This is a genomic window from uncultured Marinobacter sp., assembly GCF_947259545.1.
Lineage (GTDB): Bacteria > Pseudomonadota > Gammaproteobacteria > Pseudomonadales > Oleiphilaceae > Marinobacter.
In genome coordinates, this window is record NZ_CAMYMK010000002.1 from 705527 (window position 1) to 724866 (window position 19340).

A 19340-nucleotide genomic window follows, 5' to 3' on the forward strand; every position below is an offset into this window, starting at 1 on the left:
CTCTAGCCTTCGCGGCTATATGAAGCAATTGTGGAGCCGACACCGGACATTGGGCTCCGCGATTGATACTTTATCCGTTACCGGATGGACTTCAGGGCATTGAATATGGCTTCCGCTTCCGCTTCAAGTACCTGACAACGCAAGCTGTGTCCCTGCTGACAGGCCTGAGCAAGTTGCTTCTGTTTCATGTCATAAAGCTTGTTCAGAATGTCTGCCTGGCTTTGTCTAATCGGTGCGTTCATGGCGAACCTCCCCATTTTTACACCCGTCAATATTCTTTACGTTCTGTGGCACCTGATGGCTCACATTTAAAACCGATGCATAACCCGGGCCACTCGGGCGTTCCGGCTGCATTAATGTGCAAATCTGGAGCGATAGGTTCCCGGTGTCAGACCGGTGTGTTTACGAAATAGTCGGCTGAACGAACTGACGTCTTCATAGCCTACCCTCCGGGTCACCTCTTCTACTGATATTCGGGAACTTTCCAGGTGTTGTCGTGCCGCCTCTATCCTCAGAACCTGAAGGTAGCCGGTAGGCGTGTCGCCAGTTGCGGCCCTGAACCGCCGAATCAACGAACGCTCTGTCAGGCCGCACTGGGCGGCAAGGAATTGCAGGGTCACCGGTTGACCATAATGCTCGTCCAGCCAGTCCTGTAATTTCAGGATGGCCGCATCCGAATGGTACCGCCGGGCCTGCAGGGCACTGTAAGGCGCCTGGCTCGTGCGCCCGGCATCAATCACAAACGCCTTCGCCAACTCTCGTGCCACCTGGGTTCCGGCGTATCGCTCTACCAGATAAATCCCCAGATCCCACCACGCCATCCCACCGCCCGCACAGGCAATGTCTCCGTCCACCGTCACCAGCTTGTCCTGATGCAGATCCACCGCCGGATACCGCTGCCGGAACTGGTGGCTGAATCCCCAATAGGTCGTCGCCTGCCGCCCGTCCAACACGCCGGCCTCTGCCAGCATGAAAGCCCCGGTGCAGTTGCTGGCTACGCGCACTTGCCCTGACTCCGACGAGTGAAAACCGGCAAGCCACTCAATCAGCTCAGGGTTCTCTGCCAACACCCGCTCTATCGGTCCGCCAATGGTCGGAATAATCACCAGATCAGTGCCGTCTTCAGAGGCCTGGGTCTCGTTCCACGCCCCATCGGGCAGAATCGTCAGACCATTTATGCAGCGGCAGGGTGCCCCGCCTTTAGTTAGCAAACGGGTAGTAAATTGCGGTTCAGGCGGCTCACCGTTTATCCGTGCCCAGGTCACCCCGGCAAGCCGAAACAGATCAATGACGCCAGTGATGGCGCTGGCAAGCGCTCCATCAAACCCAATCACTGCAACAGTCCGCATACTAACTCCCGAAGTAGGGCGTAAGAGGGGCAGTTCCTCCCGGGACTGTGTGCAGCAGGGATGCTGCACTCAAGCCTACATGGATGTATTTACGGCGTGTCCCGGGAGGAACTGCCCCTCTTACGACCGGTCGCCGGACTCCTGCCAGAGCTGTCAAAATATTGAAATGGCGGGATTCACCAAGATTATGGCATAAATGCCGGTTCCCAGAAAAACAGAGGTATGAGAGGCTGTCAGCAACAAACAGGAGACCAAGCATGACCGACACGCTGATTGACCGCCGCGACCTGGCGTTCCAACTCTACGAAGTCCTCGACACCGCCAGCCTCACCACCCGCGAGCGCTTCAGCGAACACAGTCGCGACACCTTCGATGCCGTCATCGAAACCGCCGACAAAATGGCCCGGGAAAAATTTGCCACCCACAACAGCGCTGCCGACAAAGACGAACCCAGGTTTGTCGACGGCAAAGTCGAGATGCTCCCCCAGGTCAAAGAAGCCTTCGACGCCTACGCCGAAGCCGGCTTCATCGCCGGTCGTTACGACTACGACCTCGGCGGCATGCAACTGCCGGAATCGGTCATGGCCGCCTGCAACGGCTTCTTCACCGCCGCCAACCCCGGCACTGCAGGTTACCCGTTCCTGACCACTGCCGCGGCCAACCTCGTTCGTGTCTTCGGCAATGAGCAGCAGAAGGCCACCTTCCTGCCGCACATGCTCTCAGGACGGTTTACCGGCACCATGGCGCTCACCGAGCCCCATGCCGGCTCCTCCCTGGCGGATATTCGCACCTCCGCGACCCCCACCGACGATGGCGACTACCTGATCAAAGGGGCCAAGATCTACATCTCCGGAGGCGAACAGTCCATTACCGAGAACATCGTTCACATGGTGCTGGCGAAAATCAAAGGAGCTCCGGCGGGCGTCAAAGGCATTTCCCTGTTCATCGTGCCCAAATTCCTGGTGGACGAAGAGGGGAATTCCACCGAGCGCAACGGCGTCAACCTCGCCGGTCTGATCCACAAACTCGGATACCGTGGCACCACATCCACTGCCCTGAGCTTTGGCGACGATGCGCCCTGCCACGGTTACCTGGTGGGCGAGCCCCATCAGGGCCTGAAATACATGTTCCAGATGATGAACGAAGCCCGTGTCGGTGTGGGCTTTGGTGCAGCGGTGGTCGGTTATCGTGGCTACATGCACAGCCTGGAATACGCCAAAGATCGCCTGCAGGGTCGCAAGGCCAGTGAAAAGAACCCGGAATCCCCGCAGGTGCCGATTATTGATCACGCCGATGTTCGGCGCATGCTGCTGGCTCAGAAAGCATACAGCGAAGGCGGTCTGGCCCTGTGCCTGTACGGCGCTCGCCTGATGGATGACCAGCATACCCATCCTGACGAACAGAAGCGCCAGGAAGCCGGCAAGCTGCTCGACTTGCTCACCCCGGTTATCAAGGCGTGGCCTTCTGAATACGGCCCCAAAGCCAACGACCTGGCGATCCAGGTTTACGGTGGTGCCGGCTACACCCGGGAATACCCGGTGGAGCAGTGCTGGCGGGATAACCGCTTGAACCCCATCCATGAAGGCACTAACGGCATTCAGGCCCTGGACCTGCTGGGGCGCAAGATCTGGCAGGACCAGAGCCACGGTCTGCAGCTGCTGATGCAGGAAATGCAGGTGGATCTCGAGGCAGCAACCACGGATCGCTGCCAGCAATGGGCGCTGTCACTCAGCGAAACCCTGCAGCAGGCGGTGAAAGTCACCCAGGACCTGGGCAAGTCCCTGATGGGGGGTGACGTGGACAAACCTCTGGCCAACGCCGCCTGTTACCTGCACCTGTTCGGTCACATCATCGTCGCCTGGATGTGGCTCCGCCAGGCCAACGCCGCCGCCAATGCTTTGGCTTCTGCCAACAGTGACGACGAGCGCAACTTCTACCAGGGCAAACTTCAGGCCGCCCAGTACTTTTTCCACTGGGAATTGCCGACGGTGGCCCAGGACCTGGTCCTGCTGCGGAATCAGGACGATACTTGTCTGAACATGAAATCCGAATGGTTCTAGTCAGGGGGTAGGCACAATCGGCTGGTACGGCCTCCCGGGACACGCCACGAGTACATCCATGTAGGCTCGTCTGTGGCCATCCATGGCCACAGACGGTCCCGGGCGGCCGTACCAGCCGCTTGCGCCCAAACATGGGTGGGGCCTACGGAATACTACGAACGAACTTTGAAGGTGTTGGACATGGCCTTGGTTAACGTAGAAAAGAAAAGCCACATCCTTCTGATCGGTCTGAACCGCCCGGACAAAATGAACGCCATGAACCGGGCGATGTACCACGAAATCGCGGCGGCCTATCACCAGCTGGAAAACGACCCGGAATTGAGGGTCGGTCTGATGTACGCCGAAGGCGACCACTTCACCAGCGGCCTGCAACTCGATGACTGGGCCGAAGTATTCGCCAATGGCACCGGCATTGAACCGGGGGAAGGCGAGCTGGATCCCTTCCACATCACCGGTGAAGGCCTCACCAAACCTGTTGTTTTCGCCGCCCAGGGAATCTGTTTTACCTGCGGCGTCGAAATGATGCTCAACACCGACGTGCGCGTTGCCGCCAAAGGCACCCGCTTCGCCCAACTGGAAGTCAAACGCGGCATCTTCGCCTGCGGTGGCGCGACCATTCGCCTGCAGCGGGAAATCGGCTGGGGCAATGCCCAGCGTTACCTGCTCACCGGCGACGAATGGACCGCCGAGCAGGCCCTGCAGTGGGGGCTGATTCAGGAAATGGTGGAGCCGGGCGAGCAGTTCAACGTCGCCATGGAGATCGCAGAGAAAATTGCCAGGGCAGCGCCCCTGGGGGTTCAGGGCAGCCTGAAGTCTTCGAAAATCGCTACCAGCGAAGGGCAGGAAATCGCAAAACAACGGTTGTTCCTGGACCTGCAGCCGGTCATGGCCAGCGAAGATGTGAAAGAAGGAATTCAGTCGTTTCTTGAAAGAAGGGAAGCGGTTTTTAAAGGAAGGTAACTCCGCACTTTGAGCGGGCGGCTGGCCCCTTCTCCCGGGACTGTGTGCAGCAGGGATGCTGCACTCAAGCGTACAGGGACGTATTTACAGCGTGTCCCGGGAGAAGGGGCCAGCTGACCGCCGGCACCCAAGTTCAAAATCTAGGCGGCCTCCTCAGAGTCAGCCTCCCGCCGTGCCTTGGCCTCGGCAGCCACCTCGGCGGCATAATCCGCATACTTGGCCATCAACTCCGCCTTGCGGTCAGGGTCCCAGTTGATCTTGTCCAGATCACCCTCATAGTGCTCGATCACCCGCTTATCCATCATCTCGTACCACCAGGATGGCAGATAGGCCGGCAACAGCATCGACGCATAACCACCCGGCAATTGTGGTGCATCCTCGAAGTGACGCAATGCCTGGAAGCTGCGGGTCGGATGCGCATGGTGATCCGAATGGCGCTGTAACTGATACAGGAACAGGTTGGTCACAATGTGATTGCTGTTCCAGCTGTGGGACGGCTGGGTGCGCTCATACTTGCCTTTGGCATCTTTCTGGCGCAGCAGGCCATAGTGCTCCACATAGTTCACCGTCTCCAGCAGGCTGGCACCGTAGGCTGCCTGTGCCGCCAGGAACGGAATGGCGCGGGGGCCGCACACCAGCGTGGTGGCGCCAAAGAACCCGGCGCTCATCGCCCAGCCCTGCAGCAACTCATTGTCCAGACTCCAGAAGCCCTTGCCCTTGCGTGCCAGACGCGCCTTCTCGATCTTCACGGCAGACTTGATGCCGCCCACCACCGTGCGCGGCAGGAACTTCCAGAAGCTCTCGCCCATGCGACTGCTGGCCGGATCTTCGGGTGTGGCCACACGCTTATGGTGGCCAAAGTTGTGCTCTACCACGAAGTGGGTGTAACCGGTTGGCGCGAGGGCCGCCATGGCCATCAGCTTGTTCAGCTTGTTGGACTTGTGCCCGAGTTCGTGAGCTGTGTTGATGCCCACCCCGTTAATGGCGCCAACCGTCAGAGTGAGACCAATTCGGTCGGACATTGGCGTCTTCTTACGGCTTGCCAGCCAGGCACCCATGAAAGTCATGGCGTATTGGGTTGGAATAAACGCCTTCACGATCCTGTCGTAATATTTGTCCTGCTCAAGCGTCTTTACCGCCGATTCAGGAGGATTGCTCTTGTCTTCGCCGATGGCCCGGTCCAGCCCTGGAATGATGCCATGAACAAGTGCTGGTCCAGTCCAGGCAAGGGCCCGGAGCTTTTTCGGGGCGATGGCATACCCGGCCATGGCGGCAAGGCCTATGCCGGGCAAGGCGGGACCCATCAGCCAAAGATAGCGTTTGGGGTCTTTCCAGTCCTGGCCAACTTTGGAAGGGGAAGAACTCTCAGCGGTGCTGACGCCATTGTTGGCATCAATAGACTTTATATCCAGTTGGTCGCGGGTTTTTGTGCTCATTGTGGGGCTCCAGTGATCAGGATGTGACCTAACTTTATGTCGGACAATCTTGCAATGCAACAAGGATCGTCGGTCATTATGGGTCATACGCTGTTCGCTTCCTGATGGGGCTGGCGCATCAGAGGTTTATGGACCACACTGACTTCATTGGTCACGACCCACAGGGAAGTATCAGCCATGGCCTCGGAAAACCTTTCCAACACCCCGCAATCCGTGCACTGGTCCGTCCACCAGTTTCTGCGTGAGCATCTGTTTTCCTCCCGGATTCTGGAGATTGTGTATCGGGACGATGCCGGTCAGGTCCAGATTGTTCATGATGTCATTCGTGACCTGTTCAGTCGGGCCGGGCAGGAATTCGTGCTGATCGGACGGGGGCAGATGCTTCGTCTTGACCATGTTGTGATGGTTGATGGTATGGAGGTGTCGGCCGGTATTGGTTGATTGCCTAGATAGTGTGCTGGCGGCTGTCAGAGCTAACAGAAGGGTAATCCGCCGGTAATTGCCTCATATGCCTCCGCAGCCATACACTTGCCTGCGTTGTATACATTTGCCAAATAAAGGACATGGTATGAACAAGCTAACTTTAAGTGCACTGGTTCTGATGATGACACTGGGCCTTGCTGCTTGCAGTCAGGAAGACGAGGGTGCCGATTTTGAAAAGGCTGCGGATAACGCTGGTGACATGATGGAAGACGCCGGCGAATCGATGGACGAAGCCATTGATGATACTGGCGATGCCATGGAAGAGGCTGGCGACTCCATGGAAGAAAGCTACGAGGAAGCCACTGACGACAGCAAGTAAACGATAGCCATTGCCAAATGCTGAAAGCCCGCTCCGTGCAAACGGAGCGGGCTTTTTTATAACTGGGTTCCCGAAACCGGTTGTCAAAAAACGTTAAGAAGACTGTCTTCGTATTGTCAGCGGGCTGTCATTCAAAGGCCTGACACTGTCCTCTCAGCACGACATACCGACAACCTGATGAGAGAGGCACCAATGGCCAAACAAGACCTGGACCCCAATTATCTTGATCCGGATTACGAGCCCGTGGTCAATCACTCGGGTAACACCACATTCACCTCTGTTCTGGCGTCGCGGTTGAAGCGGCGTACCGTGATGAAGGGAACCGTGGGTGCAGCGCTGACCAGTTTAATGGGTGCAGCCGCGATTGACGGTAATTTCAAGGGCAATGGCCATGCCAGGGGGCATGAAACAATTCATGGCAACGGCCTTGCCAAAGGCCATACCAAACTTGGATTCAAAGCCGTTGCAGTCTCTGACGCGAACCGGGTTGTGGTGCCCGAGGGTTACACCGCCCAATCCTTTGTTCCCTGGGGAACGCCGTTGAGCGGCGATTATCCGGACTATCGCCCGGATGGGACCAATACCGGGGCTGATCAGGAAAACCAGGTGGGCATGCATCACGATGGCATGCACTTTTTCCCGATCGACCAGAAAGCCGGCGGCAGCAGTTCCACCGAAGGTTTGCTGGTGATGAATCATGAATACATCAACCAATCCGCGCTGCATCCCGCTGGTGCCACCACGAACGAAGACGGCACACGGCCGGTGGATGAGGTTCGCAAGGAAGTTGCCGCTCACGGTGTCTCCGTTATCCATATCAAGCAAGCCAGGGCCGGTGCCTGGGAAGTGGTCCACGGTAGTCCGTTCAATCGCCGGATCACCGGTGGCACGCCGATGGATGTCCGCGGGCCGCTGCGTGGCTACGAAAAGTTGGCTACCAAATACAGCCCCACGGCCACTGAAACCCGGGGTACGCTCAACAATTGTTCCATGGGACCCACGCCCTGGGGCACCTACCTGGCGGCGGAGGAGAACTGGCATGGATACTTTGCCAATAGCGATGCGACCCAGCCCCGTGAACAGGTCCGTCACGGTGTGGGATCAGCGTCCCGCTACGATTGGGAACTGGCCGACAGTGCTGAGGACCAGTATCTGCGCTTCGACGTGTCGGTGAAGGAAGCCTCCGCGGATCTGGACTACCGGAACGAAGCCAACACCTATGGTTTCATGGTGGAGATTGATCCGTTTACCCCGGAAAGCAAGCCGCAGAAACGGACCGCCCTGGGGCGCTTTGGTCACGAAGGCGTCATTTTCGCCCCGGCAAAAGAAGGAGAGCCGGTGGTCTGTTATTCCGGAGATGACTCCCGTTTTGAATACATCTACAAGTTTGTTTCCGCACAGCCCTACTACGCGGCAACCGCCGGTGGTTATCTGCTGGACGAGGGCACCCTGTATGTGGCGCGCTTCAACGAAGATGGGACCGGCGACTGGCTACCGCTGTCGCTGGAGGATGAGAACTTCGCTGCCAGGGTAGCCGCCGCCAAGGGCACCAGCGTGGGCGACATTGCCTTTGACGGTTTTGACAGTCAGCAGGATGTTCTGCTCAATACCCGCCTGGCGGCGGACATTGCGGGCGCAACCACCATGGATCGCCCGGAGTGGGGGGCGGTGGATCCGAGAACGGGCGAGGTTTACTTCACCCTGACCAACAACAGCAACCGGGGCAAGGACGGGTTTGACGACGTCAATGCCGCGAACCCGGTGGTTGAGAACCGCACAGGACACATCATTCGCTGGATGGAGGCTGGCAATGACCACGCTGCCACCGCTTTCGAGTGGGACATTTTCGTGTTCGCCGGCGAGCAGGGCACCGAAACGGTCGTGGATGGCGAGGCCGTTGTGACCCTCGATGACTCCAATACCTTTAACAGCCCGGATGGTCTTTGGTTCGATTACAACGGCCGCCTGTGGATCCAGACCGATGGCAGCTCCAGTGAGCCGTACCTCAACAATATGATGCTGGCCGCTGATCCGCGGACACGGGACATTCGTCGCTTCTTCGTTGGCCCGGTTGGTTGCGAGGTCACCGGCGTTGTTACGACCCCCGATGGCAAGACCATGTTCGTTAATATCCAGCATCCAAAGGGCAACTGGCCTAACGCGGATGAATCACGCCCCCGGGATGCAACGGTCATTGTGACCCGGGATGATGGCCGTGTTGTGGGTGTCTGAGCCTATATCGCCTTAGGCTAACCACGACACAATAGCGAAAGCGGGCTGCTCAATGACTGGGTGGCCCGCTTTCGTTTGGCTTCCTGATTCACGCTGCGGACACTTCCGTGTCTGCCGCCCTATGGTAAACTTCGGCCATCGAATTGACTGGAGTTACCCGTGACTGACCCCGATTTCATCTCTGCCGATTCCGACCCCATCGTACGACGGTCTGAGCCCGCCCGTAATCTGGCGGTTGTCGTTTACGTACTCCAGGGTCTGTTCTTTTTCGCCGGTATAACGCCGTTGGTTGGGGTAATCATCAATTACGTCAAGCTGGATGACGTAACAGGCACCTGGATCGAACCACATTTTCGATGGCAGATTCGCACCTTCTGGATCGGGCTGTTGTGGATGGTTATCGGTACTTTGACTGCTCCCCTGATCATCGGCTGGTTTATTCTGCTTGGCATCGCCATCTGGTTCATCTATCGCATTGTCAAAGGGGCGCTGGCCCTGAATGACGGAAAGTCACCCTAGGTTACTCACAATAACAATTATGTGAGCTGGGTCCTTGATCAATGAAAAGTTGCCATTTTTTTAGAATTTTTTTTGACAAAAAATGGTCGCTAAAAAACCTAATCTTTGGACAGTTTTCTGACGCACCCTGTTCCCGAAGTTAACATCCATCTTATTTCGGCCCGGAGCCTTCGATAAAAGGCATTAAATTTCAATAGCATAAGTAGAGTCATACTTCTCTCGCCCCTGATCATTCTTTTGATTTCCATCTACTACTATGGGTATCACCCGAAAGTGTCATGGCTTTTGTAGCCTTTTGTACGCGGCAATAGAGCCAATTTTTGCGGTGAATTGTTCTATACTCTGGCAGGTTAGCGTGTGAGTCAGTTCGCATGGTGGCTACCGTTCAGACAAAAAATAAAGGGAGAACTTTTGGAATGAGGAAGCCGATACAAATACCTTCGCTGTTGGCCGCAAGCATGCTTGTGTCGCTGGCACCGGACGTTGCAAAGGCTACAGACAGTGTCCAGCACAACACTGAATTGTCGGTTATGGGTGTTTATATTGAGCCGGACAGCGAGCGTACCGATGAGTATGGCTCTGCGGTAAGGGTTATTTACGGCATTCGGCTGGACGACCACTGGTGGGTTGAGCCCCAGGGCTTCTCAGGTGTCATTGAAACAGATGACTCGGCACTGACAGATTATTACCAGCAGGGACTGGGTGTAGACCTGACCTATCGATTCTTCGGCGATGAGGAATTTACCCCTTATGGTCTGATTGGCGGTGGTGTCTCCCGCAATGACGTTGCCAACAATTCCGCAGGCGAGTTTGGCGGTTTTGCCAATGTCGGGCTTGGCCTGATGACCTCTCCCCTGACGCAGTCCGGGATCCGCATTCGCGGTGATGCCCGCTATTTTTACGACTCGTTTGACGATGGGCAGTCTGACATCCAGTTCAGTCTGGGGCTGACGGTTCCGATTGGCGCGACTCGCAAGCAGATTGTCGAAAAGACAAAGGTTATCGAGCGTGAAGTCGTGGTTGAGAAAGACTTTGCGGATTCCGACGGTGATGGCGTGGTTGACGGTGTCGACCAGTGTCCGAACACTCTGGAAGGCCTGGAAGTGAATTCCGTCGGTTGTGTTGATACCGAGCAGGAACAGTCTGTGGTTTTGCGTGGCGTCACGTTTGAATTCAACTCGAACCGCCTGACCGCTAATGCCAAAGACATTCTGATCCGTGCCGCTGACGCCCTCAAAGGTCAGTTGGATATGAAGGTTGAGTTGGCCGGACATACCGATAGCGTAGGCTCCGAGGCATACAATCAGCAGCTGTCCGAACAGCGGGCCAATGCTGTGCGTGACTACCTGATTGATCTGGGGGTTGATCCGGATCAGCTGACTGCCAACGGTTATGGTGAATCCAAGCCTATTCGCAGTAACGACACGGAAGAAGGACGAGAGCGGAATCGCCGCGTTGAATTCAACGTGATTTCCCGCTGAGCTTTGGCAACAGGAGCAATACAATGAGAATGACTCGATTTAGCTGGTATATGGCGTTGCTGTTCACGGCACTGCTGGCATTGGCTGGTTGTAAGTCGGATAGTAATGGCGGCGGCTCTGTAGGCGGGGACACCCAAGGGTTTGACTCCGATGGTGATGGGGTTCCCGACAACGAAGATTCTTGTCCGAATGCTGTGAATTTGGGTATTGATCAGGATGTTGACGGTATCGATGATGCCTGTGACGACAATATCACCGGTAAAGATATCGACGGCGATGGTATTCTGAATAACGAAGATAATTGTCCAGCAGTTCCAAATAATGATCAGTTGAATACCGATTCTGATCTTTTTGGCGACGCTTGTGATATCGACTCTGACGGTGATGGTGTGCCTGACAAGACCGATAATGGCGATGGTACCTTTACTGACATTTCTGACGATAACTGCCCGCTGGTGTTTAACGAGGCTCAGGCGGATCTGGACGGAGATGGAATCGGCGATGCATGTGATGACGATATCGATGGAGACGGCACCGCAAATGATTCCGATGCGTGTCCACTAACAGACGGTACTGATCCGGCCCTTTGTGATGCTACCGCAGATACTGATGGGGACGGTATCCCCAATAATGCAACCGGCTCCACACCAGCGGATAATTGCCCGGACACTGCAAATGCAGATCAGTCGGACATTGACGGTGACGGTATCGGTGATGCCTGTGATGTTGATCAGGATGGTGATGGTGTTGATGACAAGGTTGACCTCGGTTTAGGAGGATTTCAGTCGCTTTCTCCAACATTGGGCGGGGACAACTGCCCGACTGTCCAAAACCCAGATCAGCTAGACTCCGATAATGACAACATCGGTGACGAGTGTGATGCGGTAGACAATGCATTGTACCAGTGTGGCATCAATGGCGAGCAGTATACGCCGATGTTGACTAGCGACTCTGATGTTGTTGCTACGGCCGAGGCTGATACTTCTGAGTGTCTTGGTAGTGCGCTGCTGGGAACGCTGACTTGTGGTGTGGAGAATCCTGATAATGTGGTTACCTTACCGCTGACAGATTTTGCAACCATGAGAAATACGAGCCTGTTGGATGTATTGTTGAATCCTCTTGGGCTTCCGTCTGAGGTACGCCTTAACGTTGCAGCGACTTCTGGCTTTGTCTATCCCGGCGCGAACGTTGTAGGTGTCGCCTTTGAAGACTCTGCGGCGTTGCTGGAACTGGACCTGCAGGGTGGTGATATTCAGGTTCGAACACTAAGAGCAGGCAACGTTGTTCAGGACAGTGCTGATATCTCTGAGGCCGGCCTTGATCTTCTGGGGTTGTCTGGCTTGATCGATACGGAGGAAACTACGTTCCTGATCTTCCAGACATCTGAGCGCTTCGATGCAGTCCAGATCTACAGTAGTTCGAATGTGGCGTCTCTCCTTGAGGATGTCCGGATTCGTTCAGTCTGTGCTAGTAAGACGGACGTGGTTACTCCCTAATGGTGGTAGCTTACTTTTAGATAAAGCGGTTGTATGACAGTTAGTCACAACCGCAGTAAACGAAAATGCCCCGGACGAAAGCTCCGGGGCATTTTTGTTTAAGGCCCAAGGTGATTCGGGGGAGTTGTGAATGCCAGGGCTTGATGGGGGTAGAGGAGGATGTACTGCCGGACCCTCGAACACCTCTCCTGGGTATCGAGGAGACCCTAAGATTCTATGTTATCTGGCCAGACTTGGTGTGCTGGATTCGCCGGGATAATGAATCCGGTAGTTGATATCGCTAGGGGTATAGTCGTAGCTGGCCCAAGTTAAAGCAGCGAGCCCGAAAATGAACCCAAATAGAGCTATGAACACCCTGTGTCGCCGATGACGAGGAACAAGCATCTCCTGCTCGCCCTCATCTATTCGCTGTTGATCCGCTGTCACGAAGCGACCATGCCCTGGCGGAGAATATACGCTTCGGCACACAGGGCGCAGTTGGTTTTATGGCAGTGTGAGGAATCGTGAAGTGAAATTCCCGTGTGCGGTTTGCCGTCACGGTCGTTACGGGTGTTCACTCCTTTATAGACCTGGATATGCCGAGTCAGCGCCTCAGAGGCTTCCTGCTTACTGGGGAAAGGGCCCAAATCCGACTGTTCACGGGTGAGGGCGTACCAGCCAAATGCTGTATGGATCAGCCGCTTTTCATGGCTGGCGGGAATATTCGGATCTGCTCGCATGCTCAATCCTCAGCGGATATTAGTTTCAGAACTACTACGCGAAACAACTAGTCCTGTTCTCCTGCTCATACCGACGCTAGTAGATGGACCTCGGGCATCACGGATACTACGGGCTATACGTGACAATTCATTGCTTTTTGTGACGTAGGCTATGGTATTTTGGGTCAATCTTCAGTCACTTCTTTCAGGCGCATGGCACTGAGCGCGCCTGCCATCCCCATCAAGCCAAGCGTCAGGATGACCGCGACATCGGAAATCATTGAGATCAGGGCTGTGAATCCGCCGATAACAAGCAGCAGAACACCAATAACAGTGTTGCTGACAGCGGTATAATCCGTGCGTTTGTTGCCTCCGGCCATGTCGACCAGATAGGTCTTCCGGCCAAGCCGGACGCCGGCGTGGGCGATGCTGAGGATGAAAAAGGCGATTGGATAGAACCAGACGCTGCCGGTCAGCTCCCCGCTAACCAGGGCGATTACGGCCACCAGAAGGCAGACAGAGCTGGCAATGGTGGCCCCACGAATCATCACCCGTCGGCTGGAGGTGTCCGCCATCCAGCCCCAGATGCTGGCGCTGATAGAACTGGCCAGGCTGCTGGCCAGAAGAAAGGTTCCCAGCAACCAGCCGTTATCTGCTCCCTTTTGGGCCAGCACGACAAAATACGGTGAGGCCAGAGCGGAGCAGAGTAATAGGGCGCGGGTGATGACAAAATGCCGGAAAGGTGCGTCGTCCCGTAACAGTGACAGGCTCTTGAATGCATCTGTGAGGGCGTTGCCGCCCCCGCCTGTTTCGCCGTGATGCTCCTGAATGCCGGCGAACAGGAAACCCGCCATCAGCCACAGGGTGGCTGCCAGCAACAGAAGCAGGGTATAGAACGCAATGCCCGGGTCGCCACGGTCCCAGAACAGGAGGACGGTTAGCACCACAGTGGCGGAGCCGCCGATGGTGGTTGCCAGGCCGGACAGGCGGCCTCGACGGGTCTTGGGAATGCATTTACCCTGCACATCCTTCATCGAGACCGAGCAGAATCCTCGGGACAGGGAAAAGGCCACCAGTGCGGCAATCACTCCGCCACCAGCAGCATACCCCTCGAAGAACCAGATGCTGGCCGCCATCGCCACAACACTGATGGCCTGACCGAAGCTGCCCAGTGTCCAGAACCATTTTCTAATGGGTTTGCGCCGTACCCAGGCCGCAATAACCATCTGCGGCACCATGGACCCGGACTCCCGGATGGGTACCAGCCAGGCGACCAGGGCGGGGGCGCCGACCGCGCTGAGCAGCCAGGCCAGCACGGTCTTGGGGCTGATCAGCAGATCACCGAGCTTGGTCAGGACGTTACTGGCCAGTATCAGGAAGAAATTGCGGGGCACCTCGCGGCAGGCCTCATCGGAAATATCCTTGCAGACCCTGGCGTCTTCCTCGTTGGCGATCAGGGCATAGAGTTGTTCCGCTGCATTTCTGGACTTCGCTGACAAGTGTGCCTCCTCTGGAAACCGGGATCCGCTCGGGATGATAACAGGGCCGGCGCGCAGGCCCCAGTTGGCTTGCTCCCTTTCCGATCTTCGGGCCTAATGCGGACATACGATGACCGATCGCCACAGGATGTTTCATGCTCAGCTATCTCCACGGTTTTCATGCCGGTAACTTTGCCGATGTCCAGAAACACGCGGCCCAGGTTCTCGCGTTGCGGATGCTGCAGGCCAAACCATCCGGTATCGCCTGTTTCGACACTCATGCCGGCAGTGCACTGTATGATTTACACAGCGATCGCTCACTGAAAACGGGTGAAGCGGAGCAGGGCGTCCAGAAGCTGTGGGCGCTCGCCGGCAAGCAGCCATCCTCACTTGGAGAAGATTGGCAGCCGTTGATCGATGCGCTCACAGACATTAACCGGGGGCGCCCAACCCTGGACCGCTACCCCGGTTCGCCGGAGTGGTTCCAGCGTTTCCGGCGCCCTCAGGATTCATTGACCACGTTCGAGCTTCATCCGACCGAGGGACGGCAGTTGGAGGATTGGGCAGGGCGGGGCAAGATCCGGGTCTTTCGTGAGGATGGCCTGCGTGGCCTGTTGCGTCAGCTGCCGCCGCCGTTGCCGAGACTGTTCGTGCTGATTGATCCGTCCTATGAAATCAAATCCGATTACGGCGCGGTGGCGGATACTCTGGCCAGCGCCTGGCGCAAATGCCGTCACGGCGTCTATCTTGTCTGGTATCCGATACTGACGTCGGGTCCGGACCAGGCTCTGAAGCAGGCAGTCGTGGATGGTCCGGTGTCACGGGTTCTCTGTAGCGAAATTCACCTCAAACGCCCGCCTGGCAGGGGTATGGTCGGATCAGGCATGTTGGTTGTTAATCCGCCCTGGGGCTTTGATGAACGCCTTGCGGCCATGCTGGCCGATGTCTCGGGGGATGATTGCCTGTCGGTGTCTGCTTCCATGGACTGGCTGGTTCCGGAGTAGATCGAATCCTGTTTTTGTTGTGAGGGAGTGTGTTGTTTGGCCAAAGTTGCCGAAAAGCAAGTAGTTCATCCGCAACTGCCCGGAGGCCTGATTCCGCTGGAGGAATGGCGGCTTCCTGAAACATCCGTTCATCGGTCTGTAAAGGACGCCATACGCAATGCCTGGACACAGGTAACAACCGGCCTTTCGCCGGACGATGAGGCATTCGAAAGCCTGGATGATCTCCCAATGCTGTCGCGGGGCCAGATTGAACGATTTGCCCCAGACCCGGATTACGGCCGCATCGCCAGTCTGTTGCTGGCGTCGGTGGCGGACAGTCAGGGGAATAATCCCGTGAGTTTTCTGGTGGCACCGCCTTTCTCCGGTATACGCAAAGCCCTTGAAGTGCTGGCAGACGATGACGCCGCTGGGGTACGGAATCTGATTATGCCCCCTGAAAACCTGCTGCTGTCCGACAGCGATGCCTCGGAATGGTGGGATGCCTGCGATCTTTCGACCCCCTGGGTTATTCCCGAATTGGCGAGTTTCTGGCTCAGGCACCGCTCCGGACTGGCGTTGGTGCGGGAGCTTTTGCGACGAGTTGCCGCCAATGAGGTTGGAGACGGTTTGATTGGTTGCTCAAGCTGGTGCTGGCAATTCTGGAGTTATTACCTGCCTGACGCGCGATTTCAGCCGCTGACGCCGGCTCCCATGGATTCCGGCAAGCTTGGCCTCTGGCTGGGTGGCCTGGCGGCCCCGGCCAGCGACTCCGGGGTCGTGGCAAGAATGGCCGATACCGGGTTATGGGTACTCCCTTCGGACCCTGATGCTCTGGGCGAGGGGAACAAAACGGCGAATTTCCTCCGCGATCTGGCTGCCCTGTCCAGGGGGATTCCCGGGGTTGCCCTGGGCATCTGGCAAAAGGCGCTGCGGGCCAGGCCCGAAGAAGAAAAGCTGGAGTCGAAAGAGCAGGGCGAGCGCCAGTCAGTGCGCGCGCACTGCTGGGTCGCGCCACTGAACAAGCTCAGTCTTCCCGTGGTGCCTTCTTCCTCTGGTCGTGGGCTTGAGTTCATTCTTCATGCCTTGTTGTTGCACGATGGCCTGGGCAGCGATCGTCTTGAGTTGGTGACAGGGATGAAAGGCCATGAGGTAGCCCCGGCGCTGAATCGATTGCTGAGGGCCGATCTGGTCGAGTACCACGAGAGTGACGGGGTATGGCGGGTCACGCCTCTGGGCTATCCCGCCATTCGCAGGCAACTGCAGAGCGACGGCTTCCCCGTTGATGCCTTTTGACAGGAGCGGTGTATGGGCGATCTTGATTTAAGCGGTGCATTTTCCGGTATCACGACCGATGCGCTGCTGGAAGCGTTATTCCTGATAGTGCTGGCTTCCATCGTGATCATGCTGGCGCAGAACCTGTTGCCACGTGTGGCGCATACTCTGGGCGGCAAACCACGGTTATACCTGTTGGCTTCCGTTCCCCTGCTGCGGTTGGTGGTCATCGTGGCCACCATCATTTTTGTGGTGCCGGTTCTGGTGGAGCCGTCGTTCGAAAACATGGTGGCGATTTTTGGCGCCCTGGCCCTGGCTCTGGGGTTCGCTTTCAAGGATTACGCCAATAGCCTGATTGCCGGCATCGTGACGCTGTATGAGATGCCCTACCGGCCCGGCGACTGGATAGAGGTCAACGGGCAATATGGGGAAGTAAAGTCCATCGGTACCCGATCGGCGGAGATTGTCACGCCGGACGACGACGTGGTGATCATTCCTCACAGCACCCTTTGGACAGCCCTGATCGCCAACGGTAATGATGGCACTGACAATCTGATGTGCGTGACGGAGTTTCACGTCGAGCCCCATCATGAGGTCAGCGCCGTGCTGTCACTTCTGCGGGATATGGCTTACACCAGTCCTTGGGTGAAAACATGGCAGCCAGTATCCGTGACGGTGCGGAATACTCCCTATGGCATGCAGTACAAGGTCAAGGCCTACCCCCTGGCACCCAGGGAGCAGTTCCGGTTTATTACGGACCTGACAGCGCGGGGCACGGAAGCCCTGGCGTCGGAGGGGGTGCGTATGGTGTCAGTACCCGTTGCTGCTGTTTGAAGCGGTCAGTTCCTGTTCCCGTTTGGCGATCATGTCCAGTAACGTATTGAGTATTTCCTCTCCGCGGTCACCGGCCCGTTCAACATAGGTATCACGGGCACTGAGGCTGGCTTCGCGGAAGCGTTCGCGCTCTTCCTCGGTCAGTCTCACCAGCGAGATATTACTGTCCTCGGTTATTTTTTGCAGCCTGGATTCGTTCAGCTCCGCCTGTTTACGGTAAATCAGCTGGGCAACCTTTGTGAGGGCGCCATCCAGCCATTGCTGCTGTTCCTCCGGCAGGGCTTCGTACCATTCGCGGTTGGAGATTACTGAGGCAATAAACTGGGCCGGGCGTGCAAAGGTCATGGTGTTCTGGACCTCATAGAAGCCCATCTCTTCAATGGCGAAAATCGGATTGGCCTGGCCATCAATCCGTTGCAACTGGAGGTCGCTGTAGACCTGGGAGTAGGGTGTGGGCTGGGGATCGGCGCCATACGCCCGGTAAGCTTCCTTTGCCAGGTTTGCCGTCATGGTCCGTATCTTGAGTCCGTCAAAGTCCTCGGGGCTGCGCAGGGGTTTATTGGCGGTCCACACCATCCAGCCCTCCGGCACAAAACCCAGGAGCTTCATGTTGTGCTCGGCGTAGGGGGCGCTGAACAGCTCCAGAAGCTGGTCGCTGGCCAGGAGCTGGCGATTAACTTCATTGTGGTCGGACAACACATAATGCAGGGTAAACACGCCCACTTCCGGAATGGCGTCAGCCAGATGTCCGGGAGAAGCGAAGGCAAGATGAACGGAGCCATCCTGCGTCAGCTCTGTCAATTGAGCTGACGTGCCCAACGAACCATAGGGGAAAATGTCCAGCTTGATATTGCCCTCGGAAATGCTTTCGATCCGCTCCTTGAGTTCATTGGCATAGACATGCTGGACACTGCCCTCAATCTCTTCCAGGGCAAATCGCCAGGTGACCGGGTAGTCTGGCACACCGTTGTTCGATCCGGTTACCTCGGGCTCTTTCTCCTGTTGCGGTTCCGAGCAGCCTGCCAGCATGGCCAGTACTGCTGCGAACAACAGGGTAAGCCGCGGGCGAAATGATGGCATGTCTGTGTCTCCAATGAATTTTCCGGTCTGAATCTCCATATAACAAGGTATCACAAGATCCCGGTTTTCGGGGGTGACCGTTCTGCTGTGGAACAAAAAAAAGGCCCCGGTAGCGGGGCCTTTAACTGACGACGATCGCCGGGGATGCGATTACATCAGCGCATCAACGCGGTTGCGTACCTTCGGCTCGCTGTTATAGGCCGTAGCAATCGCGTTGTAGGTCGGAATATCCAGTCCGGCATCTTCGATAATGGTGACCATTTTATCGTTGGCCTCCATCTGAAGCTTCTGGGCTTTTTCCTGGGAGTCCGAACTTTCGATCTTCTTCATGTATTCGTCGCGGATATCATTGATGCCGTTTTGCGCTTCGACGAATTTTTTCAGTTCCGCGTCGTTATACGTGGTTTTTTGTGTGCCCGACGCTGCCGGGTTGCTGTAACCATCCTGACCGGTCTGGGTAGGGCTTTGCTGCTGGCTTTGCTGCGCCACGGCAGGGCCTGCGGCAAGCAGTGCCATGGAGATGGTCAGTGACGTGAGAAGTTTGTTCATAGTGTTACTCCTTCCTCTTCATTTGGGCCGTCGAAAGTCAAAGACAGCCGCCGACTTGAAACCAGGTAGTTTCGGTGTATTTGCATCTGTACCCTTCGGACAATCAAAGTG

17 protein-coding genes and 1 pseudogene are annotated in these 19340 nt (G+C 56.5%); 11 read left to right on the forward strand and 7 right to left on the reverse strand.

Translation table 11 applies throughout. The features are described 5' to 3' along the window. Nucleotides 1–77 precede the first annotated feature (77 nt). Nucleotides 78–242, reverse strand: a complete 165-nt coding sequence (locus Q0Y21_RS03430; RefSeq protein WP_297791557.1) for a DUF6862 domain-containing protein — start codon at nt 240–242, stop codon at nt 78–80. Between the two features lie 111 nt (nt 243–353). Then, a complete protein-coding gene (locus Q0Y21_RS03435; protein ID WP_297791560.1) occupies nt 354–1349 on the reverse strand; it encodes a helix-turn-helix domain-containing protein in 996 nt (331 codons plus the stop codon). 257 nt (nt 1350–1606) lie between these two features. Between Q0Y21_RS03435 and Q0Y21_RS03440 the strand changes: the two genes are divergently transcribed. After that, the gene (locus Q0Y21_RS03440; RefSeq protein ID WP_297791563.1) at nt 1607–3409 is read left to right on the forward strand and encodes an acyl-CoA dehydrogenase; all 1803 of its coding nucleotides are present in this window, start codon (nt 1607–1609) and stop codon (nt 3407–3409) included. Between the two features lie 180 nt (nt 3410–3589). After that, nucleotides 3590–4369 carry a crotonase/enoyl-CoA hydratase family protein gene (locus Q0Y21_RS03445; RefSeq protein ID WP_297791565.1) on the forward strand — a complete coding sequence of 260 codons (780 nt, stop codon included), beginning with the start codon at nt 3590–3592 and terminating at the stop codon, nt 4367–4369. Between the two features lie 140 nt (nt 4370–4509). On the opposite strand, the gene Q0Y21_RS03450 is transcribed toward Q0Y21_RS03445, so the two are convergent. Further along, complete coding sequence (locus Q0Y21_RS03450) at nt 4510–5673, reverse strand: alkane 1-monooxygenase (RefSeq protein WP_366517652.1); 1164 nt, start codon at nt 5671–5673, stop codon at nt 4510–4512. Nucleotides 5674–5982: 309 nt separating this feature from the next. Between Q0Y21_RS03450 and Q0Y21_RS03455 the strand changes: the two genes are divergently transcribed. The 6 genes and pseudogenes from Q0Y21_RS03455 to Q0Y21_RS03480 form a co-directional block, all read left to right on the forward strand. Next, nucleotides 5983–6246 (forward strand): hypothetical protein, encoded by a 264-nt coding sequence (locus tag Q0Y21_RS03455; protein ID WP_297791571.1) that lies wholly within the window; start codon nt 5983–5985, stop codon nt 6244–6246. A gap of 127 nt (nt 6247–6373) precedes the next feature. After that, nucleotides 6374–6607: a hypothetical protein gene (locus tag Q0Y21_RS03460; RefSeq protein WP_297791574.1), complete on the forward strand. Its 234-nt coding sequence runs from the start codon at nt 6374–6376 to the stop codon at nt 6605–6607. 192 nt (nt 6608–6799) lie between these two features. Then, complete coding sequence (locus Q0Y21_RS03465) at nt 6800–8839, forward strand: PhoX family phosphatase (protein WP_297791576.1); 2040 nt, start codon at nt 6800–6802, stop codon at nt 8837–8839. Between the two features lie 159 nt (nt 8840–8998). Next, nucleotides 8999–9358, forward strand: coding sequence for a hypothetical protein (locus Q0Y21_RS03470; RefSeq protein ID WP_297791578.1), 360 nt, complete (start codon nt 8999–9001; stop codon nt 9356–9358). A 416-nt stretch (nt 9359–9774) separates the two neighbouring features. After that, nucleotides 9775–10839: an OmpA family protein gene (locus tag Q0Y21_RS03475; RefSeq protein WP_297791580.1), complete on the forward strand. Its 1065-nt coding sequence runs from the start codon at nt 9775–9777 to the stop codon at nt 10837–10839. A gap of 143 nt (nt 10840–10982) precedes the next feature. Further along, nucleotides 10983–12335, forward strand: a pseudogene (locus tag Q0Y21_RS03480) (thrombospondin type 3 repeat-containing protein); the annotation flags it as partial. Nucleotides 12336–12757: 422 nt separating this feature from the next. Here Q0Y21_RS03480 and Q0Y21_RS03485 read toward each other — a convergent pair. Further along, on the reverse strand, nt 12758–13054 hold the full coding sequence (locus Q0Y21_RS03485; RefSeq protein ID WP_297791582.1) for a DUF6316 family protein: 297 nt from the start codon (nt 13052–13054) through the stop codon (nt 12758–12760). Between the two features lie 164 nt (nt 13055–13218). Next, nucleotides 13219–14532, reverse strand: a complete 1314-nt coding sequence (locus Q0Y21_RS03490) for an MFS transporter (RefSeq protein WP_297791585.1) — start codon at nt 14530–14532, stop codon at nt 13219–13221. A gap of 134 nt (nt 14533–14666) precedes the next feature. Here Q0Y21_RS03490 and rlmJ point away from each other — a divergent pair, with 134 nt between their 5' ends. From rlmJ to Q0Y21_RS03505, 3 genes are read left to right on the forward strand one after another with little or no spacing between them, the layout of a single operon-like run. Beyond that, nucleotides 14667–15515, forward strand: a complete 849-nt coding sequence (rlmJ, locus tag Q0Y21_RS03495) for a 23S rRNA (adenine(2030)-N(6))-methyltransferase RlmJ (protein ID WP_297791587.1) — start codon at nt 14667–14669, stop codon at nt 15513–15515. A gap of 36 nt (nt 15516–15551) precedes the next feature. Continuing rightward, nucleotides 15552–16787: a hypothetical protein gene (locus Q0Y21_RS03500; RefSeq protein ID WP_297791588.1), complete on the forward strand. Its 1236-nt coding sequence runs from the start codon at nt 15552–15554 to the stop codon at nt 16785–16787. A gap of 12 nt (nt 16788–16799) precedes the next feature. Continuing rightward, a complete protein-coding gene (locus Q0Y21_RS03505; RefSeq protein ID WP_297791590.1) occupies nt 16800–17600 on the forward strand; it encodes a mechanosensitive ion channel domain-containing protein in 801 nt (266 codons plus the stop codon). On the opposite strand, the gene dctP is transcribed toward Q0Y21_RS03505, so the two are convergent. Continuing rightward, on the reverse strand, nt 17577–18680 hold the full coding sequence (gene dctP / locus Q0Y21_RS03510) for a TRAP transporter substrate-binding protein DctP (RefSeq protein ID WP_297791593.1): 1104 nt from the start codon (nt 18678–18680) through the stop codon (nt 17577–17579). The two genes, Q0Y21_RS03505 and dctP, sit on opposite strands and share 24 nt — an antisense overlap. 150 nt (nt 18681–18830) lie before the next feature. Then, a complete protein-coding gene (locus Q0Y21_RS03515) occupies nt 18831–19229 on the reverse strand; it encodes a DUF4168 domain-containing protein (protein ID WP_297791595.1) in 399 nt (132 codons plus the stop codon). Nucleotides 19230–19340: the final 111 nt, after the last annotated feature.